Consider the following 25,153-nt stretch of genomic DNA (forward strand, 5'->3'; position numbering starts at 1 on the left):
CGCCATCCACTCCTGGTGGCCACAGCAGGCCCACCAGCTCTGACACACCAGCCCTGAAAGGCGGGAGGAACACCATGCCAACCACAGTCACCGAAACGGCCGCGGGCAGCGGGACAACCAACGGTTCCGGCATCACCATCCAGGACCCGCGAACCGGTGAAGTGCTTTGGACCGTGCCCGAAGCGGAGCCGGACGCCGTGCGGGATGCCGTGAACGTAGCCCGCAGCGCGGCACCCGGCTGGGCGGCAACTCCTCCCGCCGGGCGGGGCGCCGCACTCCGGGCGGCAGCCAAGGCCCTCGACGCTGCCGCCAGGGAGCTCGCCGGGCTGAACGCCAGCGAAACCGGCCGCCCAGAGGACGAGGCACTGGCAGGAATTGGTGCCGCCGTGTCCACGCTCGAGCAGTATGCCGAACTGGGGCCGGTCCACCGCGGCCACAGCCTCCGCGGCAACCGGCTCGCCACCGATTACACCCTTGCCGAGCCGCGGGGCGTCGCCGTCCTGCTGACCCCGTGGAACGATCCCGTGGCCGTGGCCTGCGGCTTGATCGGTGCGGCGCTGGTCACCGGCAACACCGTCATCCATAAGCCGAGCGAGCGCTGTCCGCGGCTGGGGGAGGCGCTTGGCGAGGTTCTGGCGGCGGCGTTCCCTGCGGGCGTCTTCCTGACCCTCTCGGGCGGCGCCGGGGTGGGTGCGGCACTGGCGCAGGCGGAGGTGGACGTCATTGCCCACGTGGGGTCCAGTGCCTCCGGTGCCCGGATTGCCGGCGCCGGGGCCCTGACCGGCGCCCATGTGATCAGGGAAAACGGCGGCAACGACCCCCTCCTGGTGGACCGGGACGTGCATCCGTCATGGGCTGCCGAACAGGCCGCCATTGGGGCCTTCAGCAACAGCGGCCAGATCTGCACCGCGGTGGAGCGCATCTACGTCCATAAGGATATTGCCGCCGAATTCTGCAAGGCGCTCGAAGCCGAGGCCGCCCTTCGGAACAGCAACGGCACAGTGGCCCCGCTGGTAGACCGGCGGATGCGCGACGCCGTGCACGCGCAGGTGGCGGAAGCCCTGGAGCAGGGGGCGCGGGCCGTAGAAGGGGGCACCCTCCCGGACGGGCCCGGCTCGTTCTACCCGGCCACCGTCCTGCTCGGCTGCACCGACGGGATGCAGGTCATGACAGAGGAAACCTTCGGCCCCGTTGCCCCGGTGCAGGTGGTGGACTCGTTCGACGACGGCCTGCGCCTGGCATGCAGCGGCAGGTACGGGCTTGCCGCCACAGTCCTGAGCAGCAACATCGCGCACATCCAGCAGGCCGTGGCCGCGCTGCCGGTGGGAACCGTCAAGGTCAACGCGGTCTTCGGGGGCGCCCCTGGAGGCGCAGCCCAGCCCCGCGGCGAAAGCGGTGCAGGTTTCGGCTACGGCCCCGAGCTGCTGGACGAGTTCACCCAGGTCAAGGTGGTGCACATCAGCGCACCACCAGCGCCAGCGGACCCCGGCACGGGATCCGTCATCGATGAACAGGACCTGCCATGAGCACGTCCCCGGACTCCATTGACCTCTCCACCCAGCGGGCGCTGTCCGACTGGCTGCCGGGCCGGTTGGCAGCGGAACAGCTGTCCGTCCTGGTGATCGGGGACGTGATGCTGGATGGCTGGTGGAGCGGCAGCATTGAGCGGCTGTGCCGGGAAGCCCCCGCGCCCGTGGTGGATATCCAGTCCCGCGAATCGGTCCCCGGCGGTGCGGCCAACACCGCCATGAACCTCGCCGCCCTGGGGGCCAAAGTGGCGGTGGCAGGAATCATCGGCTCCGACGACGCCGGCGAGGACCTGCGCAACCAGCTTGCTACCGCGGGCATCGACGTCCGGGACCTGCAGACCCACCCGGACATGATCACCACCACCAAGATCCGGATCAGCAGCGGCGGCCAGGTGATGCTGCGCCTCGATGACGCGGCCAGAACTGTGCCGGCCGACGCCCTCGAAGCGCTCGCCGCCTCGGTGCGTGCCGCCGTCGACGGCCGGGACGCCGTCCTGGTGTGCGACTACGGCACCGGCGTGCTGGCGGATCCCGTCCGGACGGCACTCGCCGAGGCCCTTGCAGGCAGCCGTGACGGTGGGGGGCGCCCGCTGGTGGTGGTTGACGCGCACGATCCACGGCCGTGGGCCGCCCTGCAGCCTGACCTGGTGACCCCGAACGCGCAGGAAGCCGCGCGGCTGCTGGACCGCAAACTCCCCGACGGCCAGGAACGGGTGGAGGCTGTGGGGGCGGAGTCGGCGGCGTTGCTGGCAAGCACGGCAGCACGCGCCGTGGTGGTCACCCTGGACCGGGACGGCACCGTGCTGCTGACGTCCGACGGGGTGCGGCACCGGACGTGGGCACGGCCGGCGGCCGAGAAACAGGCGTCGGGGGCAGGCGACACATTCGTGGCGGCCTTGACCCTGGCCCGTGCTGCCGGGTTGCCGCTGACTGCCAGCCTGGACCTGGCACAGTCGGCGGCAGATGTGGTGGTGCACCAGCCGGGCACGTCTGTCTGCAGTACAGCCCAGCTCAGCCGGTACCTGGAGGCCTTCGCGGACACCGCCCTCTCTGAAGAGGAACTGGAGCGGCAGATGCAAGTGCACCGCGCCCAGGGGCAGCGGATTGTGCTGACCAACGGCTGTTTCGACGTCCTGCACAGCGGCCACACCCGGTACCTCAACCAGGCCAAGCAACTCGGGGACATCCTGGTGGTGGCGCTGAACAGTGATGATTCGGTGCGCCGGCTCAAAGGCGCCGGCAGGCCCATCAACACCATGGCCGACCGGGCGGCGGTGGTGGCCGCGCTGAGCTGCGTGGATTACGTCACCGTGTTCGATACCCCCACGGCCACGCCACTGATCCGGCGGCTTCGTCCCGAGGTGTACGCCAAGGGCGGGGACTACACCCCTGAAATGCTGGCGGAAACCCCCGCGGTGGAGGAGTACGGGGGCCGCGTGGCCATCCTGGACTACGTGGCGGAACGGTCCACCACCGCCGTGGTCAACCGCATCCGGGACGGCGAAGGGGCAGTGCCCACCAACTGAAGGGGCAGTGCCAACCAACTAAGGTTGAAACATGACTGAGGCGTGGCACGGGTAATGGCAAAACGCGGAAGGTCGGGGGCCCGGAACAGCATCCGGGCGGCTGCAGGCGTGGTGGAGGTGCCCAAGGGGGCAGCTGTCGACGGCCCGGTGGAGGGTGTCTACTACGTCGACACCGGCGACTGTGAGCTGATCGCGGACCAGGACAACTCCACCGGCTGGCTCCTCAAAATCAACGGCGTGATGAGCTCGCACATCGACCTTGCCGATCCGCTGTTCCTGGACTTCGAGTACATGCGCTGGATGGCGGCACTCATTGAGTCCCGCTGGCCGCGGCAGGACGAATCCTCCGCGAAGCGCGGGGGGCAGGAACATCGGCTGCGGGGGCTGCATTTGGGTGGCGGGGCCTGCTCCATGGCCCGCTACTTCGCCGCCGCCTACCCCGATGCCCGCCAGGTGGTGGTGGAGCTGGACGGGAAGCTCGCCGAGTACGTGCGCGGCTGGTTTGACCTTCCCAAGGCGCCGCTGCTGCGCATCCGGGTGGGGGAGGCCCGGGCCGTGACGGAGACCCTTACCGCCCAGACCCGGGACTTCATCATCCGCGACGTCTTCGCCGGCGCCCTCACCCCGCGGCCGCTCACCACGGCGGAATTCAACCAGCACGTCAAACGGGTCCTGGCCCCGGGAGGCCTCTACGTGGCGAACTCCGGTGACGCCCCGGACCTAAAGAATGCCCGGGAAGATGCGGCCACCATCGCCGCCAGCTTCAAGCACACGGTCATCATCGCCGATCCCGCCATGCTCAAGGGCCGGCGGTACGGGAACATGGTGATGGCCGGCAGCGACGTGCCCTTTGGCGACGATCCGCAGCTCCGCCGCAGGCTCCTCGGCGGGGCCGTCCCGGCACACCTCTGGGACGACGCGCAGGTCCGGGCCTTCGCGGCCGGGACCCCCGTCCGCCACGATTCACCCCCATCGATTGCTGGGTAATCGTCGTTTTCAGCGGTCAAAACGGCAGTCACGGAGCAGTCGATGAACCTTGGGCCTTGCCCAGGAGTGCTTCGCGGTGTTCGGCCATCCGGTCCCGCAGGGCCTGCACGACGGCGGCCACGGCCGGGCGGCGCAGCGAGTCCGGGCGCAGGACCATCCAGTAGGGAAGCAGCTCACCGATCCTGTCGGGCAGCAGGCGCACCAGGTCGTCGTGGAGGTCGGCCATAAAGCACGGCAGGAACCCGACGCCCGCGCCGGCCCGGGTGGCCTCCACATGGACGAACACGTTGGTGGAGGTCAGGCCGTCCCGCATGGCAGGAACCAGCCGCCGTGGTGCGTCCAGGTCGTCCACCTGCAGCATCGAATCCACGAAGTAGACCAGCGGGTGGGCGTTGAGTTCGGCCACGGTGGCCGGTGTCCCGTGCTCCGCCAGGTAGGCGCGGGAGGCGTACATCCCCAGCCTGTAGTCGCCGAGCCGGATGGCTTCCGCCCGGTGCACCTGCGGCTCGCCCACCACCACCTCGATGTCCAGCCCGGACCGCTGCTGCAGCGCCCGCCGGGTCATGGTCACCACCTCGACGCTGAGGCCGGGATGCCCCCGCCGGAGACGCGCCACGGCGGGGGCAACAATGTAGGCGCTGAAGCCGTCTGTTGCGGTCATGCGGACCACGCCTGTTACGGGGTCCGGTGCCTGGCCGGCCGGCCCCAGGGTGCCCATCACGGCCTCCACCTGTTCGGCCGCCCGCACGGCCCGTGCACCCAGCTCGGTCAGCTCCCAGCCACCCGCGGCGCGGGACAGCACCCGGCCGCCCAGCGACTTCTCAAGCGCGGCGATCCTGCGTGAGACCGTGGTGTGGTTCAAGCCCAGGGCCTGTGCCGCCGTCGTGAATTTCGCCGAGCGGGACACTGCCAGAAGGACCAGCAGGTCATCAGGATTCGCATTCATATCTGCAATTGTGCACACCTTGACTGCCTCTTTGGCCATTGAAGTGCATCCTTTGTGCAGCAATACTCATCTGAGTCACTTGTGCTGGAGATCACAGCGCGTGTCAATGTGGACACTAGGAGAAGCAATGAGCGTAGAGCAGCGCCCGGCCAACAACGCCGGGCATGCACCCGAAGGATCAGGACTGAAGAGGATTGTTGCCGCCTCCATGGTGGGCACCGTTGTGGAATGGTACGAGTTCTTCCTCTACGCCACCGCCGCCACCCTGGTCTTCGGCAAGTACTTCTTTCCGTCAACGGGCAATGACCTGGACGGAATCATCCAGGCGTTCCTCACTTACGCCGTGGGCTTCATCGCCCGTCCCCTGGGCGGCATCGTGTTCGGCCAGATCGGTGACAAACTGGGCCGCAAGCCCACCCTGCAGCTCACCATCGTCATCATCGGCATCTCCACGTTCCTGATGGGCTGCCTGCCCGGCTTCGCCGACATCGGATACCTGGCCCCCGCGCTGCTGGTGGCCCTGCGCTTCATCCAGGGCTTCGCGCTGGGCGGCGAATGGGGCGGCGCCGTGCTCCTCGTGGCCGAACACAGCCCCAACAAGACCCGCGCCTTCTGGTCCAGCTGGCCCCAGGCCGCCGTCCCGGTGGGCAACCTCCTGGCCACCCTGGTGCTGTACATCATGTCCACCACCCTCAGCAGTGAGGCGTTCCTCGGCTGGGGCTGGCGGGTGGCGTTCTGGCTCTCCGCCGTCATCGTCTTCGTGGGCTACTACATCCGCACCAACGTCAGCGAGTCGCCCATCTTCCTCGAAGCCAAGGAACTGGTGGAGAAGGAACAGGCCGTCAGCTACGGCGTCTTCGAGGTCCTGCGTAAGTACCCCAAAGGCATCTTCCAGGCCATGGGCCTGCGGTTCGCGGAAAACATCATGTACTACCTGGTGGTCAGCTTCGCCATTGTGTACCTCAAGAGCGTGCACAAGTACGACACTTCATCGCTCCTGCTGGCGCTGCTGATCGCCCACGTCATCCACTTCGCCATCATTCCGCAGTACGGCCGCCTGGCGGACCGGATCGGCCGCAAGCCCGTCTACCTCGCGGGCGCCATCCTCGGTGCCACCTGGCCGTTCTTCGCCTTCCCGATGTTCGATACCCGGAACGCAGTGGTCATCGTCCTGGCAGTAACCATCGGCCTGTGCCTGCACGGCCTGATGTACGCGGGACAGCCGGCGATCATGGCCGAGATGTTCCCCACCCGCATGCGGTACTCGGGCGCATCCCTCGGCTCGCAGGTCACGTCCATCTTCGCCGGGTCCCTGGCTCCGTTGCTGGCCACCCAGTGGCTGAAGGACACCGGGTCGTGGGTGCCCACCGCCATTTACCTGGTAGTGGCCTGTGCCATCACCACCGTGGCCGTGCTAAGCCTGAAGGAAACCAAGGGCGTCGCCCTGGAGGATGTGGACCGGGAGGACGCCGCCCGCGAAGGTCTGCTGGCCGGGCACCGGTGACCAGTCAGCGCTGCAACCCTTGGACCTAGTAGGCATAGAAGGAGAACTGCAATGGACAACACGTTGAACGGACGCAAGGCGCTGGTCACCGGCGGCGCAAGCGGAATCGGCGCCGCGACCGTACGCGCACTTGCCGCACATGGGGCGAAAGTGGTGGTGGCCGACGTCGACGCCTCCGCCGCGGAGAAACTCGCCGATGAGGTGGGCGGAAGCGTCTGGGAAGTGGACCTGCTGGACACTGAGGCGCTGGCCGGGCTGGGCCTTGACTGCGACATCCTGGTCAACAACGCCGGGATCCAGCGCATCAGCCCCATCCAGGATTTCGATCCCGCGGATTTCCGCAGGATCATCACCTTGATGCTGGAGGCGCCATTCCTGCTGATCCGTGCCGCCCTGCCGCACATGTACGCCAACAAGTTTGGCCGCATCATCAACGTCTCCTCCGTGCACGGCCTCCGCGCATCCCCGTTCAAGAGCGCCTATGTTTCCGCCAAGCACGGCCTGGAAGGGCTGAGCAAGGTGACCGCGCTGGAGGGCGGGGAACACGGTGTCACCTCCAACTGCATCAACCCCGGCTACGTCCGGACGCCCCTGGTGGAAAAGCAGCTGGCGGACCAGGCCAAGGTGCACGGCATCCCCGAGTCCGAGGTCCTGGCCAAGGTGATGCTGACCGAATCGGCCATCAAGCGCCTGGTGGAACCGGAGGAGGTTGCGTCACTGGTGGCATGGCTGGCGTCCCCGGACGCCGGCATGGTTACCGGTGCCAGCTACACCATGGACGGCGGCTGGTCCGCGCGCTGAAGCCCGCCTGCCGGCCAGCCTTAGCGCTAGTCCAGGGGTTTGACCAGGCGGTGGTCGAAGAAGAAGATGCCGTAAGCAGTCTTCACGCCTACTGACCGCCGGTCCTGCCATACGACGACCCCTTCGCGCCTGCCGCTGAAGGGGTCGTCGCCTATGACGGTGTCACCCAGGCGGTAAGGGCAGCGGGGCCCTAAAGCCCCTGCCACCCCGACCCAGGCCTTGGCCAGGAAAGCGCCGAAGCTGATGGGCCGGCCCATCCCGGAAAAATCCTGTGCGTAGCCCTTGGCCATATGACCAACTCCTCCACGCGGCAGCCTGCCGCCTGCTAACGGTCCTGGTCGGCCGAACGCTCCCAGCGGAGGATCGTCCTCCCATTCCGGCCGCCACCGTACGCACACGGTAGGCGCTATTCACACCAGTCACACCAGTAACAGGTACTCGTCTTCCGGGAAGGGGCTACTTGCCGTTAATGCATGGGCTACTTGCCGTTAATGATGTCGTCCGCGTTTTCGAACGCCCAGGCGACCAGCGGCACCAGAAGCGCGCTCAATTCGTAGCCCCGGTCCGTGAGGCTGTAGTCCACGCGCGGCGGAATGACAGACTGGGCCTTCCTGCTCACCAGGCCGTCCCGCTCCAGTGTCTTCAGTGTTTGGGCCAGCATCTTTTCGCTGATGCCCTCCGCCCGCCGCCGCAGGTCGCTCCACCGCTGTTCACCTTCCGATAGTGAAAGCAGGATCAGGACCCCCCATTTGCTGGTGATGTGGTCAAGCAGCGTCCGGCTGGGGCACCCCGACGGGAACACGCCGTCGGCAAAGGCCTGGGGGAGGGGAACGGCATGAGCTGTGGCGTCCATGCCAACCAGCTTACCTATAGGTCAGTACCTTACTTCAAAGTGCGTACTAACTTTCGGGAAGCTTTCTTCCGGGCCCCGGGTTGTGACCCGTGACAGAGTAAAACCCCTGAAAGGAATCATCGTGAGCATTGTTGTTACGGGCGCCACCGGCCAGCTGGGCCGTCACGTCCTGGAAGCCCTCCTGGAGCGGGGCGTGCCCGCCGCGGAGATCGTGGCAGCCGGCCGGTCCGTTGAAAAGCTGGATGACTTCGCTGCACGCGGGGTCCATGTACAGCCCATGGACTATGCCGACGCCGGTTCAGTTGCCGCTGCCCTGAAGGGTGCCAAGCGTGTGCTGCTGATCTCCGGCAGCGAAGTTGGACAGCGGGTGGACCAGCACCGCACCGTCATCGAAGCCGCCAGGGCCGAGGGCGTGGAGCTGCTTGCCTATACCAGCATCGCCAACGCTGACACCACCGCCATGTTGCTGGCCGACGAGCACAAGGCCACCGAGGCCCTGCTGCGGGAATCGGGTGTTCCCTTCGTCCTGCTGCGCAACGGCTGGTACCTGGAAAACTACACGGAACAGCTTCCCGGAACCCTCGCGCAGGGCGCGGTGGCAGGAAGCGCGGGTGACGGCAAGGTCAGTGGTGCCTCACGGGCCGACTATGCCCATGCAGCTGCCGCGGTCCTGGTGGCCGACGACCAGGCCGGCAAAGTCTACGAACTGGGCGGCGACGACGCGTTCAGCATGGCCGACCTCGCGGCAGAAATCAGTGCAGCGACCGGCAGGACCATCAGCTACAACGACCTGCCGGCGGAGGAGTACGCGGGGCTGCTGACCGGGGTGGGCGTGCCGGGTGCTTTCGCGGAGATCCTGGCGGATTCGGACCTCGGCATTGCGCGCGGTGACCTGCTGGTCAGCAGCGGTGACCTCCGCCGGCTGATTGGACGGCCGACGACGTCCCTCGGCCAGGCGGTACGGTCAGCCGCTGCTGCGGCCTGACAGGGCGAAATGCCCGTAAGGTGCCCGGTCCCTGTGGGGCCGGGCACCTTATTTTGTTCAGCCGGCGTTTCAGGATTTTGATCCCGCCAGGGCCAGGGTTCCGCCGAGGCCGATCATCATCGCCCCGCCCACCGCCTCCACCGCCGGGACGCGCCGGGGTGAACGGACGAACCACACACGCGCCCATCCTGCCGCGATGGCCCACAGGCTGTCCGAGACCAGCGCGATCAACAGGAAGACTGCGCCGAGCAGGGCCAGCTGGAACGGAATGTTGCCGGCGGGGTAGTCCACGAACTGGGGCAGGATTGCCACGAAGAACACCACCGACTTGGGGTTGGTGGCGCCTACCAGTGCCCCTTGGCGTACCAATGTCCAGGGGCTGGAAGGCGGGGGCGGCGCGGGTCGCCGGGCAGGATGCCCCCGATGGCGGATGGTCCGGATCCCCAGGAACACCAGGTAGGCGGCACCTGCAAACTTGACGATGCTGAAAAGGACCACGGATTCGGCCACCACCAGGCCCACGCCGAGGGCCACCGCGATGACCTGGACCAACTGGCCGGTCGCATTTCCGAGGACAGTAAGGACGCCGCCCCGCCACCCCAGCGCAAGGGAACGCCCGATGACGAACAGCACGCTTGGGCCGGGGATGGCGATCAGGACTACGGATGCCACGGCGAATGCCACGAGGCTGGACACGGGAACCATGGCTGATTCTAGCCCCGGGGCCGGGATTCCGGCGCCGGTTGTTTCGGCTTAGCTGCCCGGGCCGGAGGCGACCACGGGCAGCGGCGACGTCTCGTCCTCAAGGTGGGCCCGCCGTCGTCCATCACCCGTGACCCACAGGCGGTAGGCCAACACCAGCAGGCCAAGCCACACTGCCCCGACGTACAGGGCTATCCGCGTGTCCTCGAAGGCACCCAGGACCGCGATCACCAGCGCCATGAAGGCGATGGTGAGGACGGACGCTGCAGGCCACCACGGAGACGGGAATTCCGACGCCGCCAGGCCCTTGCGGGCAATTTCCCGCTTCATTGCCACGTGGGAGGCCAGGATCATGACCCACACCCAGACCGTGGCAAAGGTGGCGATCGAGGCAATCACCAGGAACACGTCCTCCGGAATCACCGCGTTGAGGACCACGCCCACCAGCAGGATTCCGGCCATCATCACCACCGTCATCCACGGAACCCCGTGCCGGGAAACCTTACCGAAGACGGCGGGGGCGTGCCCCTGGTTGGACAGCCCGAAGAGGATCCGGCCCGCACCGAAGATGTCGCTGTTGATGGCTGAGAGCGCGGCCGTGATCACCACGGCGTTCAGGATGTGCGGTGCAGCCGGGATGCCGAGGCTGCTGAAGATCTGAACGAACGGGCTGCCGTTGCTGCCCACCTCGTTCCAGGGGAAGAGGCTCATGAGTACGCCCAGGGTGAGGACATAGAACAGCAGGACGCGGACGGGGACGGTGTTGACGGCTTTGGGGATGACCTTCTTGGGATCTGCCGCTTCGCCGGCCGTGATGCCCAGGGTTTCGATCCCGCCGAAGGCAAACATCACCACGGCAAAGGAGGCCAGGAGGCCTTCGAATCCGTTGGGGAACAGGCCGCCGTGCTCCACCAGGTTGCCCGGCCCGGGCGCTACGCCCGAGTCGCCGGCCTGGAAGCCGAAGGCAATGATGGCTGCGCCGCCGGCGATCATGGCCATGATGGCCGCGACCTTGATCAGCGAGAACCAGAACTCGAGCTCGCCGAAGACCTTGACGCTCAGGAGGTTCAGCGCGGCCAGGAAACAGATCACCGCGAGGACCCAGATCCAGCGGTCCACCTGGGGGAACCAGAAGCCCATGTAGATACTGAAGGCCGTGACGTCGGCAATGGCTACGATGGCCATCTCGAATACGTACGTCCAGCCTGTCACGAAGCCGGCGAGGGGGCCGAGGTAGCGGCCCGCGTATTGGCTGAAGGAACCGGAGACAGGATGCCGCACGGCCATCTCGCCGAGGGCCCGCATAACCATGAACACCGCGGCGCCGCCGATGATGTAAGCCACCAGGACGGCGGGTCCCGCCTTCTGGATGGCGGAAGCGGAGCCATAGAAGAGGCCCGTGCCGATGGCTGAGCCCAGGGCCATGAAGCGGATGTGCCGTACGTTCAGGCCGCGGTTGAGGACGCGTCCGACGGCGTCGGCCGGCTTCTGCCGGTCGGCCGGACTGTCGGTCCGGGTGGGGGTTGGAGCTGGTTGCATGGAAATACCTTCTCGTCATTGGGAGGGGAGCCGCTAACCAGCAGACCATTTTCCGCGCCGCCGTGATGAGGCTCACGGCGGCTTGGTGTCTTTCATCTCAGACTGTGCGCTTCGCCTTTTCGCGGTGGACAGGGGTATGGGTTCCGGACTACCCGCCGCATGTCTGGTATTTCAGACATTGCTCCCAACAGCGGGCTGCCAGGAAGGCCGGAGAGGGCGCAAGCTTTAAGTACGGGATACCGGACAGAGCTACCAAGAAAGACCCCTCCAGCCCATGAGCACTGCACTAAGCACTGAGACGCAGGCGCCCCGCGCGGCGGCCAAGGCGTCATCAAAAGTTCCGGCCGCTGAGAACACCCTGAGGATCCTCAAGCTGCTGGCTTCCCGGAGGGGGCCGATGGCGGCTTCGCAGATTGCCTCGAGCCTGGACCTGCCCCGGTCCAGCGTCTACCACCTGCTGGGCGTCATGGAGGCCAACGGTTTCGTCCTCCATCTGCACGAGGAGCAGCGCTACGGGCTGGGCATCAGCGCTTTCGAACTCAGTTCCGCCTACTCCCGGCAGGAACCACTGTCCCGGCTGGGCCGCCCACTGCTTGCCTCGCTCGTGGACGCGATCGGGGAGAGTGCGCACCTTGCCGTCCTGCACGGCCGGGATGTCCTGTACATCGTTGAGGAACGGGCGAAGAACCGCCCCTCGCTGGTGACCGACGTCGGCGTCCGGCTTCCCAGCCACCTCACCGCCAGCGGCCGCGCGATCCTTGCAGCCCTGCCCAAGTCCCAGGTACGGGCGCTGTACCCGAACGCCGCCGCCTTTACCGCCAGGCATGAGGTGGAGGGCGCGATCATGAAGTATTCCGCGCTGTCCTCACACCTGGACCAGGTGCGGCAGCGCGGGTACGCCACCGAACACGGCGAGGTGACCCCGGGCTTTGGTTCCATTGCCGCCGCTGTGACCGACCACCTGGGGTGGCCCACCGCCGCCGTGGCAGTGACCTTCCTGGAGGACAAACTGCCCGCGGAGGAGTGGCCTGTCCTGGCTGCCCGGGTCCAGAAGGTGGCCAATGAACTCTCCGTCCGCATCCACGGGCGTCCGGTCAAGTAAGCCTCTGGGCCCGGCCGGCCACGCGGCTCGGCGCGGCAGTCGGCAGGGCCTTGGCGGGCGTCTGGAATACCGGACAGTACCCCGCCGAAACCCCTGTGAAGCCCGTCGGCCAAGGGCTTTAGTTGATACAGAACTTCTTTCCCCCAACCGACACCACACGAAGGAGCCCATCATGGCACCCGCCGATTTCACCACCGGTGCCCGCCCGGTCAAAGCAGCCCGCGGCACCGAGCTCACCGCAAAGTCCTGGCAGACCGAAGCGCCGCTGCGCATGCTGATGAACAACCTGGACCCCGAGGTCGCAGAACGCCCGGACGACCTGGTGGTCTACGGCGGCACCGGCCGCGCCGTCCGCTCCTGGGCCGCGTTCGACGCCATCACCCGCACCCTGGAAACCATGGAAAAGGACGAAACCCTGCTGGTCCAGTCCGGCAAGCCGGTCGGCATCTTCCGCACCAACGAATGGGCACCCCGGGTACTGCTGGCCAACTCCAACCTCGTCGGCGACTGGGCAAACTGGCCCGAGTTCCGCCGCCTCGAGGCAGAGGGCCTGATGATGTACGGCCAGATGACCGCCGGCTCCTGGATCTACATCGGCACCCAGGGCATCCTGCAGGGCACCTTCGAAACCTTCGCCGCCATCGCCCGCAAGCTCACTGGCGACGAGAACGGAACCCTCGCCGGCACGCTGACCCTGACCGGCGGCTGCGGCGGCATGGGCGGCGCCCAGCCGCTCGCCGTCACCCTGAATGAAGGCGCCTGCCTGATTGTCGACGTCGACGAGACCCGCCTGCGCCGCCGCGCCGGCAAGCGCTACCTGGACGAGGTGGAAACGGATCTCGACGCCGCCATCGCCAAGGTGCTCAAGGCCAAGGAAGAGCGCCGCGGCTGGTCCGTGGGCTACGTGGGCAACGCCGCAGAAGTCTTCCCCGAGATCCTCCGCCGCCACCGGGCCGGCGAACTCACCGTGGACATCGTCACCGACCAGACGTCCGCCCACGACCCCCTGTCCTACCTGCCCGAGGGCATCTCCGTGGACGAGTGGCACCGTGAAGCCGAGGCCGATCCGGAAGGCTTCACCAAGAAGTCGCAGGCCTCCATGGCCCGGCACGTCCAGGCCATGGTGGAATTCCAGGACGCCGGCGCCGAAGTATTCGACTACGGCAACTCCATCCGCGACGAGGCCCGCAAGGGCGGCTACGAACGCGCCTTCGCGTTCCCCGGTTTCGTCCCTGCCTACATCCGGCCGCTCTTCTGCGAAGGCCTGGGTCCCTTCCGCTGGGTGGCGCTGTCCGGCGACCCCGAGGACATCCGCGTCACCGATGAGGCCATCAAGGAGCTCTTCCCGGAGAACAAGCATCTGCACCGGTGGATCGACGCCGCGCAGGAGCGCGTCGAGTTCGAGGGCCTGCCCGCCCGCATCTGCTGGCTGGGCTACGGCGAACGCGCCAAGGCCGGGCTGCTCTTCAACCAGCTCGTCAAGGACGGCAAGGTCAAGGCTCCGATCGTGATCGGCCGTGACCACCTGGACTCCGGCTCCGTCGCCTCCCCGTACCGCGAAACCGAAGCCATGGCGGACGGTTCCGACGCCATTGCCGACTGGCCCCTCCTGAACGCCCTGCTCAACACCGCCTCCGGCGCCACCTGGGTGTCCCTGCACCACGGCGGCGGCGTCGGCATCGGCCGTTCCATCCACGCCGGCCAGGTCTCGGTCGCCGACGGCACCGACCTCGCCGCGCAGAAGCTCGAACGCCTCCTCACCAACGATCCCGGCATGGGCGTCATCCGCCACGCCGACGCCGGCTACGAGCGCGCCCTTGACGTCGCCAAGGAACGCGGCGTCCGCATCCCCATGCAGGAATCCCGCTAACCGAGCCCCAATTCCACATCGATTGCTCCGTAACTGCCGTTTTGAGCCTCCAAAAGGGCCCTTACGGAGCAGTCGATGAAACAACACAAGGAACTTAAATTGACCACGATTACCCACGAACCTCTGACCGTCACCCTCGGCTCCGTCGGCGTCACCCCCGAAGACGTGCTCGCCGTCGCTCGCCATGGCGCGAAGGTGACCATCGCTCCGGACGCCCTGGAGACCGTCGCCAAGGTCCGGGCCCATATCGATGACCTCGCTGCCAGCGATGTCCCCGCCTACGGCATCTCCACCGGCTTCGGCGCCCTGGCCAACCGCCACATCCCCAACCAACTGCGCACCCAGCTCCAGAAGTCCCTGATCCGCAGCCACGCCGCCGGCATGGGGCCGGCTGTGGAACGGGAAGTGGTCCGCGGCATCATGTTCCTGCGCGCCAAGACCCTGGCGTCGGGCCGCACGGGCGTCCGCCCCGTGGTCCTGCAGACCATGGTGTACGTCCTCAATGCCGGCATCACCCCGGTGGTCCGCGAGTTCGGTTCGCTGGGCTGCTCGGGCGACCTCGCACCCCTGTCACACTGTGCCCTCGTCCTGATGGGTGAGGGCGAGGCAGAAGGGCCCGACGGCGTGACGTACGGCGGGCGGGGCGAGCGGCCCGTCGCCGAGCTGCTGGCAGCGCACGGCATCGAGCCGGTCGTCCTGGCTGAAAAGGAAGGGCTGGCGCTGGTCAACGGCACGGAGGGCATGCTGGGCATGCTCCTCATGGCCATCGCCGACCTGCGCCAGCTGCTGGCGACGGCGGACATCACTGCCGCGCTCAGCGTCGAGGCCCTGCTGGGCACGGACCAGGTGTTCCTTCCCGAACTGCACGCCGCACTCCGTCCGCACCCCGGCCAGGCAGCCAGCGCGGACAACATGCTGCGGGTGCTCTCGGATTCGCCCATTGTGGCCTCCCACAAGGTGGGCGACTCAAGGGTCCAGGACGCCTACTCCCTGCGCTGCGCCCCGCAGGTTGCCGGCGCGGTCCGCGACACCGTTGACCACGCCGAACTGGTGGCCACCCGGGAACTGGCCGCCGCCATCGACAACCCGGTGGTCCTGCCCGACGGCCGCGTCAGCTCCAATGGCAACTTCCACGGCGCACCGGTGGCGTACGTCCTGGACTACCTGGCCATCGCCGTCGCCGACCTCAGCTCCATCGCCGAGCGCCGGACCGACCGGATGTTGGATCCCGCCCGTTCCCACGGCCTGCCCGCTTTCCTCGCGGCGGATCCCGGGGTGGATTCCGGTCTGATGATCGCCCAGTACACCCAGGCCGGCCTGGTGTCGGACAACAAGCGGCTCGCCGTTCCCGCATCCGTGGACTCGATTCCCAGCTCGGCCATGCAGGAGGACCACGTGTCCATGGGCTGGCACGCGGCGCGGAAGCTGCGCAAGGCGGTGGAGAACCTCCGCCGGGTCCTGGCCATCGAACTGGTGACCTCGGCACGGGCCCTGGACATCCGCACCCAGCTCTCGGGCGGCACGCTGACACCGGGACCCGCCGGCGCCGCCGTCGTAGCCGCCCTCCGTGGGGTGGTGGACGGGCCGGGTACGGACCGTTTCCTGTCCCCGGAACTGGAAGCGGCTGACAGGCTGGTGGCCTCCGGTGACGTGCGCCGGGCAGCGGAATCCGCCGTCGGGCCACTCGCCTGACACCGAAGAATCTTCAGCCTCCGCTGCTTTCGCGTCCAAGGGGCGGAATTTCCGGCGGCGCGGCGCACCGCGGCGCCGGGAGTGTAGTAGAACTGAAGATGTAGTGAAAGTCACATCAAAGAAGCTGTGGCGGCAGAACGATACAAAGGGGTAGAAGTTCACATGAAAGCACGTGGGGCAGTCCTGTCGAGGCGCAATGCCCATTCCGCTGCGGTGTCCAACTGGAAGTCCCTCCAGGCTGGAGACCGCGTCGAGATCATCAAGCATGCGCATGTAGTGGCAGCCGGGGAGGTTGAAGAGGTGTCGCAGAGCGGCAACGTCCTCTGGCTGGTTCCGGCCGGACCGTCAGGCCCGGCGGAGAAGGAACTTTTCCTCAAGTCCGACGGCGTCCAGGTCCGCCGCGCCTAGGATCCTTGCCTTGGCCTACACAAAACCCCGCACCGCCCTTAGGGCGTGCGGGGTTTTCTGTTGGCGGGGCCGGCACATACGGCGGACAGCCCGCCGGAAGCCGGCCGGCTGGCGCTCAGGCGGCGATGGACTCGTACGTCTCGCCGAACGGTACTGATTCGTCCAGGGCCACGGTGTAGCGTCCCGGGTGCAGCCTGGTGACCAGGATGCCGCAGGTGGCGTCCTTTGCTGCCACCTCAATCAGTTCGGCGACCGCCCCTTCCAGTCCGGCGTGGACCTCCCTGGCGCTGGCGAACTCCAGGTCGATGGACCGCGGGGCCGGCCCTTCGGTGGCCCCGGCAGCGGCGGGGACCCGCTCCATAGTGGCTGTAGTCATGTACTGAACTTTCTGTGTTTCGTGCCAGGATGGCTCCGTCATTCTACCGACTGCTCCTGCCATATGTCAGATGACTGCCCTATTTGGAGCCTTGGTTGCCAGTCACAAAGCGTCCGTTCGCGGCTCCGGGTGGAATCGACGACCATGGAAAGGGGCCCCTCAGGTCCACGTGGGCGCCCCCTTGATCGGGCGGCCCCCTTAGTACAGCTGGAGGAGTGTTCGGTATGAAAATCATGCGCCTGGGCGAACATGGCAGGGAGCAGCCGGTTGTGCTGGTTGATGCGGTTGACGGTTCACCGCGCTGCTTCAGCCTTCTGCCCCTTACCAATGACATCGACGGCGGGTTCCTTGCTGCCGGCGGCGTAGACAGGGTCCGGGAGGCTTTGGCGGCGGGGGAGTTGCCGCTGCTCGAGGAGGCCGGGGCATTGCGTGTGGGTTCACCCGTGGCCAGGCCCGGCACCGTGGTGGGCATCGGCATGAACTACGCAGCCCACGCCGCGGAATCCGGCGCAGAGCCGCCCTCAGTGCCCGTTGTCTTCCTCAAACCAAGCAACACGGTCACCGGCCCGTATGACCCGGCTCCGCTCCCGCCCCGGTCCACCCAGTACGACTGGGAAGTGGAACTGGGCATCGTCATCGGCCGGGAGGCCGGCTACCTCGGTTCCACGGAAGAGGCGGCGGCCTGCATCGCCGGCTACGTCACGGCGAATGATTTCTCGGAGCGGGAATACCAGTTGCCCGGTGCTGCGGGGCAGTGGACCAAGGGAAAGTCGCTCCCGGGGTCAACGCCCCTGGGCCCGTGGCTGGTTCCGGCGCAGGATATCGACGGCGGGAACCTTCGGCTGCGCAGCTGGGTCAATGGGGAGCCGCGCCAGGATTCGTCGTCGTCGGAACTCATTTTCGATGCGCCCACGCTGGTCCACCACTGCAGCCAGTACATGCGCCTGGAACCGGGAGACGTGATCCTTACCGGGACCCCGCAGGGCGTGGCGCTCAGTGGCCGTTTCCCCTACCTCCAGCCAGGCGACCTGGTGGAGGTCGAGGTGGAGGGCCTGGGCCGCCAGCGCCAGGAACTGTTCCGGACGCCGGCGGCCGTTACCGCCTAAGCAGACTCCGCGGCTAGCTTGCCTTTACTGCCAGGACCGGGCAGTCCGCTTCCAGCAGGATGCGCTGGGATGTGCTGCCCATGATGAGCTTGCCCACCGGGGTGCGGCGGCGCAGGCCGATCACGATCAGGTCGGCGTTGTGTTCCTCGGCAGCATCCAGGACCTCGGCGGCGGCGTCGTGGCCCCGGACCGGCCGCTTGATCATGTATTGGATGCCCTCGCCCGCCAGGCGCTGCTCGATGTCCTGGATCCCGCCCTCCGGCGCGAACCGGCTGTCCACGGCGGCCTCGCCCTTGGAGGAGTTGATCAGGACCAGGGTGCTGTTGCCCTTCCGGGCTTCGGCGATGGCCTGCGTCAGGGCAGCTTCGCCCTCGGGGGTCGGGACGTATCCCACAACGACGGTCATGTTGTTTCCTGTTCTGCTGGAAATGGATGGGGCGGCTGTTCAGTCACTGTAGTCCGCCGCGCCGGAATTGGCCGGAACCAGCGGCTTGCGCTCCGGACGGTTCCGGCGGAACAGCTTGTAGGCAAAGGGCCAGAGCAGGATGACGGCAATGATGACGTAAATGCCGACGGCGATCGGCTCACCCAGGAGCCCTGCCGGATCGCCTGCGCTCAACTGCAGGGTCTTGCGGAGCTGGCCTTCGATCCGTGGGCCAAGGATCACGCCGAGGATCAGCGGCAGCACGGGGAGCCCGAAGCGCCGCATCATGAACCCGAGCGCGCCGAGGATCAGCAGGATCACCAGGTCGAACGCCTGCAGGTTGACCGAGTAGGCACCCAGCGTCGCGAAGAACAGGATGCCCGCGTACAGGTAGGGCCGGGGCAGCTGCAGCAGCTTGGCCCACAGTGGCGCCAGCGGCAGGTTGATGATCAGGAGCAGGAAGTTGCCGATGAACAGGCTCGCGATCAGCGCCCACACCAGGGGCCCCTGGCTTTCAAAGAGCTGCGGACCCGGCTGGATGCCGTACGAGGTGAAGGCGGCCAGCATCACGGCCGCGGTGGCATTGGTGGGCAGTCCCAGCGCCAGCATCGGGGTCAGGGTACCGGCAGCCGCGGCGTTGTTGGCGGCTTCCGGGCCGGCCACGCCTTCGATGGCACCCTTGCCGAACTCTTCGGGATGCTTACTGAGGCGTTTTTCCGTCACATAGGACAGGAACGTGGGGATCTCGGCGCCACCGGCGGGCAGTGCGCCAAACGGGAAGCCGAAGGCGGTGCCGCGCAGCCACGGCTTCCAGGAGCGCTTCCAGTCGGACTTGCCCATCCAGGGCTGGCCCACGGGAATGGCATGCAGGGGGGTGCGGCGCAGGTGTGCTGCAACCCAGAGCGCCTCGCCCACCGCGAAGATGGCCACGGCCACCACCACGATATCCAGGCCGTCCGCCAGGAGCGGCTGGCCGAAGGTCAGGCGGCGCTGGCCGGTGACCGAGTCCATGCCCACCAGTCCGATGGCCAGCCCGAGGCCCAGGGACGCGAAGCCGCGCAGCCGGGAAGAACCCAGCACAGCGGTCACCGCCAGCAGGGCCAGGACCATGATGGCGAAGTAGCTGGGCGCGCCAAGGCTCACGGCGAACTTCACCACGATCGGCGCGCAGACGGCAAGCAGCGCCGTGCCAATGGTGCCGGCGACGAACGAGCCGATGGCCGCCGTCGCAAGCGCCTGCGCCGCCCGGCCCGCCTTTGCCATCTTGTTGCCCTCGATGGCGGTGACCACCGAGGACGATTCGCCGGGCGTGTTGAGGAGGATGGAGGTGGTGGAACCGCCGTACATGCCGCCGTAGTAGATGCCGGCGAACATGATGAAGGCGCTGGTGGGTTCCAGGGCATAGGTGACGGGAAGCAGCAGGGCGACGGTCATGGCCGGGCCCAGGCCGGGCAGGACGCCGACGGCGGTGCCCAGGATGACGCCGATCACGGCGTAGAGGAAATTCATGGGGGTGAGGGCGGTGGCGAAGCCGTCCATCAGGGAGGACCAGACGTCCATTTAGAGGATTCCTTCCAGGAGGCCGGCCGGCAGCGCAATGCCCAGGCCGAGGTAGAAGCCGTAGAAGGTCAGCAGGGAAAGTGCGACGGAGATCAGGCCGTCCCGGACGTAGCGGCGGCTGCCGAGGGCCAGGACGCTGCCCCAGAACAGGACGGTTCCGGCGATCACCCAGCCGGCCCAGTCGATCAGCAGGATGTTCAGGATGAAGGCCCCTGCCAGTGGCAGGACGGTCTTCCAGTCGGCGGGGTGCGTCAGGTCTACGTCCTCGCCGCCTTCAGCCTCGCCCTTGCCGCCGCGCAGCACGTTGATGGCCAGCAGCACGGCGCAGACCACCAGCATTCCGGCCACGATGAACGGAACGGTTTTGGGCCCGACCGGATCGGACTTTGAATACGGGGTTGCCAGGCCGTTGGCGTCCAGGAAGACCATGACGCCGGCCGCCCCGAGCAGGAGTGCGACTCCCAGCTCGGAGCGGCCTTTGAGACCTGTGGTCAGGGAGGTCACGCCAGCCCAAGCTTGGTGAGGACGTCCGCCACGCGCTTGTCCTGCTCGGTCAGGAAGGACTTGAACTGGTCACCGGTGATGAAGGCATCGGTCCAGCTGTGCGTCTTCAGCGCTTCCTTCCAGCCGTCCGTGCCATGCATCTTTTCCAGGGCCGCGATCAGGGAAGCCTTGTCCTTGTCGCTGATGCCCGGAGGGGCCACGACGCCACGCCAGTTGGTGAACACCAGGTCGATGTTGGATTCCTTCAGCGTGGGTGCATCCACGCCGTCCAGGCGCTTCTCGCCACTGGTGGCCAGCACGCGGACCTCGCCGGACTCGATCTGCTTCAGGTACTCGCCGGCGCCGGAGGCGGCAAACCCGAGCTTGTTGCCGAGGATTGCGGGCAGGAGGTCACCGCCGCCGTCGTAGGCAACGTAGTTGACCTTGGTGGCGTCGATGCCCACCGCACCTGCCAGCTGCATGGGCAGCAGGTGGTCCGGGCCGCCGGGGGAGGAGCCGCCGCCCACGGCAATGGAGCCGGGATCGGCCTTCCAGGCCTTCACCAGGTCATCGATGGTCTTGTAGGGGGAATTTTTGCCGACCATGATGGCGCCGGGCTCTTCGATGAGGCGGGCCAGCGGCGTGGTCTCGGTCAGCTTGGATTCGGACTTGTTGGTGTAGCTGGCACCCACGACGCCCAGCCCCATCAGCATGGCCAGGTCACCGTTGCCCTTTTCATTGACAATGCGGGCCAGGCCCACCGTTCCTCCTGCGCCTGCCAGGTTGAAGACTTCGGTGTTGGTGGAGATTTTCGCGTCGTCCAGGACCTTCGCGGCAGCGCGGGCGGTGGTGTCATATCCGCCGCCCGGGGAGTTGGGGACCATGATCTGCAGGCCGGTGATGGGTCCGGCAGCAGCGCCGGAGCTTTCTGAACCGGTGGAGCTCTTTCCAGTGGCACCGCAGCCGGTGGCCATCAGGGCGATGCCGGCGGCGACGGCGGCAACGCGCAATGCGCGGATCTGGCGCATGTGTTCCTCTTCTCTCAAAAACAAATCAGACCAGCACCGGCTGACTAGGGGTTCCGGCGCCTTGTGGTTCCGATGCTAGGGGCGGCCGTGACGCCGATCACTCTTGTGTACGCAGAGAAAGTTGTGTTCATTGCGTTCACGTTTCCAAAACCCCACGGCCGCCGCGCTGGAGGCTTTGGGATATAGTTCCCGGTACCACCCCGGCCCTGCGTCCCATCTTTGTGCGCGCAGTGGCAGCCGGCCAAAACCGCCGCAGCCCGGCCTGAATCCCAACACCAGGAAGACCATCGTGACTCGACGACGAGGAATGTCCCTTGCGGGGCAGTACCTTCTGCTGCAGTTGCTCATCGTCCTGGCCGTCCTGGTGGGCGTGGTGGCCATCTCGCTTGCCCAGTCCGCCGCGGCCTTCGAACGGACGGAGGGCCGCCGTGCCCTCTCCGCCGCGGAGGCCCTGGGCGGCAATCCCGTGGTGCGCGAACTGCTGCCGGACGCCGAACCGCGGGGCGGGGCGGTGCTGCCCTCCGTGGCGGAGTCCGTGCGGATCGTCTCCGGCTCATCACGGGTGGCGCTGGCAAGGGTGGACCGGACCGTGGTGGCGTCCTCGGACCCCAGCATGGTGGGCGAGCCGCTGGAGCTCGGACCCAGCAGGGTGATGGAAGGCCGGGCCTGGACGGGGGTGGTGGGCGGTACTCCTGCCCCGCTCCTGTCCGCCCACGTTCCCGTCCTTGACGACACCGGGCGCATGATCGGGATCGCCTCCATCAGCCGGAACTACCCCACGGTGCTGGAGCGGCTCGGCGACGCCGTCCCCAACCTCCTCACCTACCTGGGCGTCGCCAGCGTGCTGGGCATCGCCGGCTCGCTGCTGCTCTCGCGCCGCGTCAAACGGCAGACCCTGGGCATGGAACCCAGCGAGATCACCAGCCTGGTGGAGAACCGCGAAGCCATGCTCCACGGACTCAAGGAGGGCGTGGTGGCGCTGGACCTGCACGACCGGATCACGGTGGCCAACCACAGTGCCCGCGCCCTGCTGGGCCTCCCCCCGGACTGTGTGGGCAAACGCGTGGCAGGCCTCGCCGTCGAACCCGCCCTGAAGCAGGTCCTCACGCGCGAACAGCCCGGACCGGACCAGCTGGTGCTGGTGGGGGACCGGCTGGTGGTGATGAACCGGGTGCCCATCCAGTCCCGCGGCAAGGTCATCGGCTCCGTGACCACACTTCGCGACCGCACCGAACTTTCAGAGCTCGAGCAGGAACTTGGCACCACCCGCACCGCCACGGACACGCTCCGCGCCCAGGCGCATGAGTTCGCCAACCAGCTGCACGTCATTTCCGGCCTGATCCAGATCGGCGAATACGATTCCGTGGTCCAGTTCGTCAATGGCGCCACGGTGGACCGGACGCGGCTCAACGATGAGGTGACCGGCCGGATCAAGGACCCTGCGCTCGCCGCCCTGCTGATCGCCAAGTCGAGCCTTGCCGCCGAACGCGGCGCAGCCCTGCAATTGGACCCGGCATCCATGCTGGACAAGGTTGACGACGCCCTGTCCCGGGACCTCACCACGGTGGTGGGGAACCTGGTGGACAACGCGTTCGACGCCGTCACCGGGCTTCCGCACGCAGCCGTCAGCGTGCTGGTGGAGGGCAGGGCGGGGGACGACGTTGTGGTGACGGTGCGGGACAACGGTCCAGGCGTCCCCGGTGGCTCAAACGACCACATCTTCCGCCAGGGATTCACCACCAAGGAACCTGGACCGGCGGGCAGCCGCGGGTTCGGGCTGGCGCTGTCCCGGGTGGTGTGCCGCCGCAGTGGCGGGGACCTGGCCGTTGCCAACGATAATGGGGCTGTCTTTACCGCCGTGCTGAAACGAGCGGTGCTGAAACGAGGGAGTGTCCAGCCATGATCAAGGTGCTGATCGTCGACGACGACTTCATGGTGGCCAAAGTGCATGCCGGCTTCATCCAGCGCACACCCGGCTTTTCCGTGGTGGGTGCTGCCCATACCGGCGCCCAGGCGGTGGCCGAGACGGAACGGCTTCAGCCGGACCTGGTCCTGCTGGACATCCACCTGCCGGACATCAACGGCCTGGACCTGATGCAGCGGCTTCGGGCGGTGGCGCCGGAACTGGACGTGCTGGTGATCAGTGCCGCCCGCGAGGTGGAAACCGTGCGGAAGGCGCTCCGGGGCGGCATCGTCCACTACCTCATAAAGCCCTTTTCGCAGACGGACCTGCAGGAGCGGCTGGAGCACTACCGCAGCGCCTACCAGGGCCTTGATGCCGCCAAGGACGTGGCAGAGCAGTCGGACGTGAACCGGGTCTTCGGCCTGGACCGTTCCGAGCGGCCACTGCCCAAAGGCTGCAGCATCGAAACCTTGAGGCTGGTGGAGGCTGCCCTCAACGCTGCCCCGGGCGATGTTTCCGCGGCCGAAGTCGCCGAGGCGCTGGGCACCTCCCGGGTCAGCGCCCGCCGCTACCTCGAGTACCTGCACGACGAAGGAACGCTGGACGTGCGGCTCAAGTACGGCGTGGGGCGGCCTGAACGGCGGTATGTGCTGAAGGTCTGATGGGGCCGGGGCCGTCAGCGCAGCAGGGTGTCCACCAGCCGGGCAGCGGTCTTGGCGGTCCGGCTGTCCACGTCGAACGCCGGATTCAGCTCGGCCACGTCAACGTGCAGCAGCTTTCCGCTTCGGGCCACCTGCCGGCATACGGCCGAGATGACGGGCAGCGGCACGCCGTATGCTGCGGGCGCGCTGACCCCTGGAGCCACCGCGGCGGGCAGCACATCGAGGTCTATGGTCAGGTACAGGACATCAATGTCCGCCAGGAAGCCGGCCACGAAATCCCGGACCCGGTCCGCGTCGCACTCCTCGTCCAGCAGGTACCGCACGCCCAGCTTGTCGGCGGTGTCGAACAGGACCCGGGTGTTGTTCGGCTGGGAGATGCCGAGGACGGCGTAGTGGAATTCCCGCCCTGCGTCGGCTTCCGCGCGTGCCATCTGCAGGAACGGGGTGCCCGAGCTGGGTATCGGCTCGTCCCGGAGGTCGAAGTGGGCGTCAAGGTTCAAAATGCCCAGGCGCTGCCCGCTGAGGACGGCCGGGGATGCCCTGACGCCAAGGTAGCTGGCGTAGGCCGTTTCGTGGCCGCCGCCCAGCACCACAGTCCGGTGGCCGGCGTCGAGGAGGGATGCCAGTGCCAGGCCCAGCCGTTCCTGCGCGCTTTCCAGGTCTTCTCCGGACACGGCGACGTCGCCAAAGTCAGCCACGGTGCGGTCCAGGTGGAAGGCGAGCGGGCCCAGGGCTTTGCGGATGGCTGCCGGGGCCGCGGACGCACCCGTGCGGCCTTTGTTCCGGCGCACGCCCTCATCACTGGCGAATCCCAACAGGGCGGCCGGCTGCCGGACACCCGCGGATGATCCCCCTTCCGGTGCGGCTGCCGCCGGAGCCGACCCGGGCCCGCTGACGCCAACGGCCTGCCACCAGCGCCTATGTTCGGGGCGGTCGCCGTCGAACCTCCCGGTCCAGGGCTGGGGCGGGACGTCGACGGCGGGGAGCTGGAGGGACATGCCTCAAGCTCACCGTATGCCGGGCACGAAAACCAGCACCGCGGCCGTCGTCCTGTCCGGGATCCAAGAACCCCGGGAAGCCGGGAAGCATGCGGAGAAGGCCGTCCCCTGTGGGTAGGGGATAGGGTGAGACCAGTCCGCCCCGCGGCAGCGTGACGTGCCGCGGCGG

At 67.4% G+C, this 25,153-nt stretch carries 24 protein-coding genes; 13 read left to right on the plus strand and 11 right to left on the minus strand.

Annotated features, from left to right (window positions below):
- Window positions 1–74: 74 nt before the first annotated feature.
- Genes ACTJK0_RS16965 through ACTJK0_RS16975 form a run of 3 tightly spaced genes read left to right on the plus strand, consistent with a single transcriptional unit; the run spans window position 75 to window position 4,042 of the window.
- A complete protein-coding gene (locus ACTJK0_RS16965) occupies window positions 75–1,526 on the plus strand; it encodes an aldehyde dehydrogenase family protein (protein ID WP_440745987.1) in 1,452 nt (483 codons plus the stop codon).
- Window positions 1,523–3,055: a D-glycero-beta-D-manno-heptose 1-phosphate adenylyltransferase gene (gene rfaE2 / locus ACTJK0_RS16970; protein ID WP_440745988.1), complete on the plus strand. Its 1,533-nt coding sequence runs from the start codon at window positions 1,523–1,525 to the stop codon at window positions 3,053–3,055. Before ACTJK0_RS16965 ends, rfaE2 begins: the two co-directional genes overlap by 4 nt.
- Window positions 3,056–3,109: 54 nt before the next feature.
- Window positions 3,110–4,042, plus strand: coding sequence for a spermidine synthase (locus tag ACTJK0_RS16975; RefSeq protein WP_440745989.1), 933 nt, complete (start codon window positions 3,110–3,112; stop codon window positions 4,040–4,042).
- Window positions 4,043–4,070: 28 nt separating this feature from the next.
- Here the strand turns inward: ACTJK0_RS16975 and ACTJK0_RS16980 are convergent, their stop codons facing one another.
- Entirely contained in the window at window positions 4,071–4,988 is a 918-nt protein-coding gene (locus tag ACTJK0_RS16980; RefSeq protein ID WP_440745990.1) for a LysR family transcriptional regulator, read from the minus strand.
- 127 nt (window positions 4,989–5,115) lie between these two features.
- Between ACTJK0_RS16980 and ACTJK0_RS16985 the strand changes: the two genes are divergently transcribed.
- Window positions 5,116–6,492: an MFS transporter gene (locus tag ACTJK0_RS16985; protein WP_440745991.1), complete on the plus strand. Its 1,377-nt coding sequence runs from the start codon at window positions 5,116–5,118 to the stop codon at window positions 6,490–6,492.
- Window positions 6,493–6,543: 51 nt separating this feature from the next.
- On the plus strand, window positions 6,544–7,293 hold the full coding sequence (locus tag ACTJK0_RS16990) for a 3-hydroxybutyrate dehydrogenase (RefSeq protein ID WP_440745992.1): 750 nt from the start codon (window positions 6,544–6,546) through the stop codon (window positions 7,291–7,293).
- A 26-nt stretch (window positions 7,294–7,319) separates the two neighbouring features.
- Here the strand turns inward: ACTJK0_RS16990 and ACTJK0_RS16995 are convergent, their stop codons facing one another.
- Together ACTJK0_RS16995 and ACTJK0_RS17000 are read right to left on the minus strand one after the other, a co-directional pair.
- Window positions 7,320–7,583 (minus strand): hypothetical protein, encoded by a 264-nt coding sequence (locus ACTJK0_RS16995; protein WP_440745993.1) that lies wholly within the window; start codon window positions 7,581–7,583, stop codon window positions 7,320–7,322.
- Between the two features lie 188 nt (window positions 7,584–7,771).
- The gene (locus tag ACTJK0_RS17000) at window positions 7,772–8,146 is read right to left on the minus strand and encodes a winged helix-turn-helix transcriptional regulator (protein WP_440745994.1); all 375 of its coding nucleotides are present in this window, start codon (window positions 8,144–8,146) and stop codon (window positions 7,772–7,774) included.
- A 121-nt stretch (window positions 8,147–8,267) separates the two neighbouring features.
- Between ACTJK0_RS17000 and ACTJK0_RS17005 the strand changes: the two genes are divergently transcribed.
- A complete protein-coding gene (locus ACTJK0_RS17005; RefSeq protein WP_440745995.1) occupies window positions 8,268–9,131 on the plus strand; it encodes an SDR family oxidoreductase in 864 nt (287 codons plus the stop codon).
- A gap of 69 nt (window positions 9,132–9,200) precedes the next feature.
- On the opposite strand, the gene ACTJK0_RS17010 is transcribed toward ACTJK0_RS17005, so the two are convergent.
- Together ACTJK0_RS17010 and ACTJK0_RS17015 are read right to left on the minus strand one after the other, a co-directional pair.
- Entirely contained in the window at window positions 9,201–9,836 is a 636-nt protein-coding gene (locus tag ACTJK0_RS17010) for a LysE family translocator (protein ID WP_440745996.1), read from the minus strand.
- A gap of 48 nt (window positions 9,837–9,884) precedes the next feature.
- Entirely contained in the window at window positions 9,885–11,372 is a 1,488-nt protein-coding gene (locus ACTJK0_RS17015) for an amino acid permease (protein WP_440745997.1), read from the minus strand.
- Window positions 11,373–11,646: 274 nt separating this feature from the next.
- Here ACTJK0_RS17015 and ACTJK0_RS17020 point away from each other — a divergent pair, with 274 nt between their 5' ends.
- From ACTJK0_RS17020 to ACTJK0_RS17035, 4 genes are all read left to right on the plus strand, one after another.
- A complete protein-coding gene (locus tag ACTJK0_RS17020) occupies window positions 11,647–12,474 on the plus strand; it encodes an IclR family transcriptional regulator (RefSeq protein WP_440745998.1) in 828 nt (275 codons plus the stop codon).
- A gap of 172 nt (window positions 12,475–12,646) precedes the next feature.
- Entirely contained in the window at window positions 12,647–14,344 is a 1,698-nt protein-coding gene (gene hutU, locus ACTJK0_RS17025; RefSeq protein WP_440745999.1) for a urocanate hydratase, read from the plus strand.
- 99 nt (window positions 14,345–14,443) lie between these two features.
- On the plus strand, window positions 14,444–16,036 hold the full coding sequence (gene hutH / locus ACTJK0_RS17030; protein ID WP_440746000.1) for a histidine ammonia-lyase: 1,593 nt from the start codon (window positions 14,444–14,446) through the stop codon (window positions 16,034–16,036).
- A gap of 162 nt (window positions 16,037–16,198) precedes the next feature.
- Window positions 16,199–16,444 (plus strand): hypothetical protein, encoded by a 246-nt coding sequence (locus tag ACTJK0_RS17035; RefSeq protein WP_110544103.1) that lies wholly within the window; start codon window positions 16,199–16,201, stop codon window positions 16,442–16,444.
- Between the two features lie 115 nt (window positions 16,445–16,559).
- On the opposite strand, the gene ACTJK0_RS17040 is transcribed toward ACTJK0_RS17035, so the two are convergent.
- A complete protein-coding gene (locus tag ACTJK0_RS17040; RefSeq protein ID WP_440746001.1) occupies window positions 16,560–16,820 on the minus strand; it encodes a hypothetical protein in 261 nt (86 codons plus the stop codon).
- 224 nt (window positions 16,821–17,044) lie between these two features.
- On the opposite strand from ACTJK0_RS17040, the gene ACTJK0_RS17045 reads away from it, so the two are divergent.
- Entirely contained in the window at window positions 17,045–17,926 is an 882-nt protein-coding gene (locus ACTJK0_RS17045; RefSeq protein ID WP_440746002.1) for a fumarylacetoacetate hydrolase family protein, read from the plus strand.
- Window positions 17,927–17,939: 13 nt separating this feature from the next.
- Here the strand turns inward: ACTJK0_RS17045 and ACTJK0_RS17050 are convergent, their stop codons facing one another.
- From ACTJK0_RS17050 to ACTJK0_RS17065, 4 genes are read right to left on the minus strand one after another with little or no spacing between them, the layout of a single operon-like run.
- Window positions 17,940–18,332, minus strand: a complete 393-nt coding sequence (locus ACTJK0_RS17050) for a universal stress protein (protein ID WP_110544108.1) — start codon at window positions 18,330–18,332, stop codon at window positions 17,940–17,942.
- 39 nt (window positions 18,333–18,371) lie between these two features.
- Window positions 18,372–19,910 carry a tripartite tricarboxylate transporter permease gene (locus tag ACTJK0_RS17055; RefSeq protein ID WP_440746003.1) on the minus strand — a complete coding sequence of 513 codons (1,539 nt, stop codon included), beginning with the start codon at window positions 19,908–19,910 and terminating at the stop codon, window positions 18,372–18,374.
- Window positions 19,911–20,414 (minus strand): tripartite tricarboxylate transporter TctB family protein, encoded by a 504-nt coding sequence (locus ACTJK0_RS17060; protein ID WP_110544112.1) that lies wholly within the window; start codon window positions 20,412–20,414, stop codon window positions 19,911–19,913.
- A complete protein-coding gene (locus tag ACTJK0_RS17065; protein WP_110544114.1) occupies window positions 20,411–21,421 on the minus strand; it encodes a tripartite tricarboxylate transporter substrate-binding protein in 1,011 nt (336 codons plus the stop codon). The genes ACTJK0_RS17060 and ACTJK0_RS17065 overlap by 4 nt, the downstream gene beginning before the upstream one ends.
- A gap of 307 nt (window positions 21,422–21,728) precedes the next feature.
- Here ACTJK0_RS17065 and ACTJK0_RS17070 point away from each other — a divergent pair, with 307 nt between their 5' ends.
- Both ACTJK0_RS17070 and ACTJK0_RS17075 read left to right on the plus strand, forming a co-directional pair.
- The gene (locus tag ACTJK0_RS17070) at window positions 21,729–23,324 is read left to right on the plus strand and encodes a sensor histidine kinase (RefSeq protein ID WP_440746031.1); all 1,596 of its coding nucleotides are present in this window, start codon (window positions 21,729–21,731) and stop codon (window positions 23,322–23,324) included.
- A complete protein-coding gene (locus ACTJK0_RS17075; RefSeq protein ID WP_440746004.1) occupies window positions 23,321–23,986 on the plus strand; it encodes a response regulator in 666 nt (221 codons plus the stop codon). The genes ACTJK0_RS17070 and ACTJK0_RS17075 overlap by 4 nt, the downstream gene beginning before the upstream one ends.
- A 14-nt stretch (window positions 23,987–24,000) precedes the next feature.
- On the opposite strand, the gene hutG is transcribed toward ACTJK0_RS17075, so the two are convergent.
- On the minus strand, window positions 24,001–24,984 hold the full coding sequence (gene hutG / locus ACTJK0_RS17080) for a formimidoylglutamase (protein WP_440746005.1): 984 nt from the start codon (window positions 24,982–24,984) through the stop codon (window positions 24,001–24,003).
- Window positions 24,985–25,153 lie beyond the last annotated feature (169 nt).

The organism is Paenarthrobacter sp. 22069, assembly GCF_052046035.1.
Classification (GTDB): domain Bacteria; phylum Actinomycetota; class Actinomycetes; order Actinomycetales; family Micrococcaceae; genus Arthrobacter.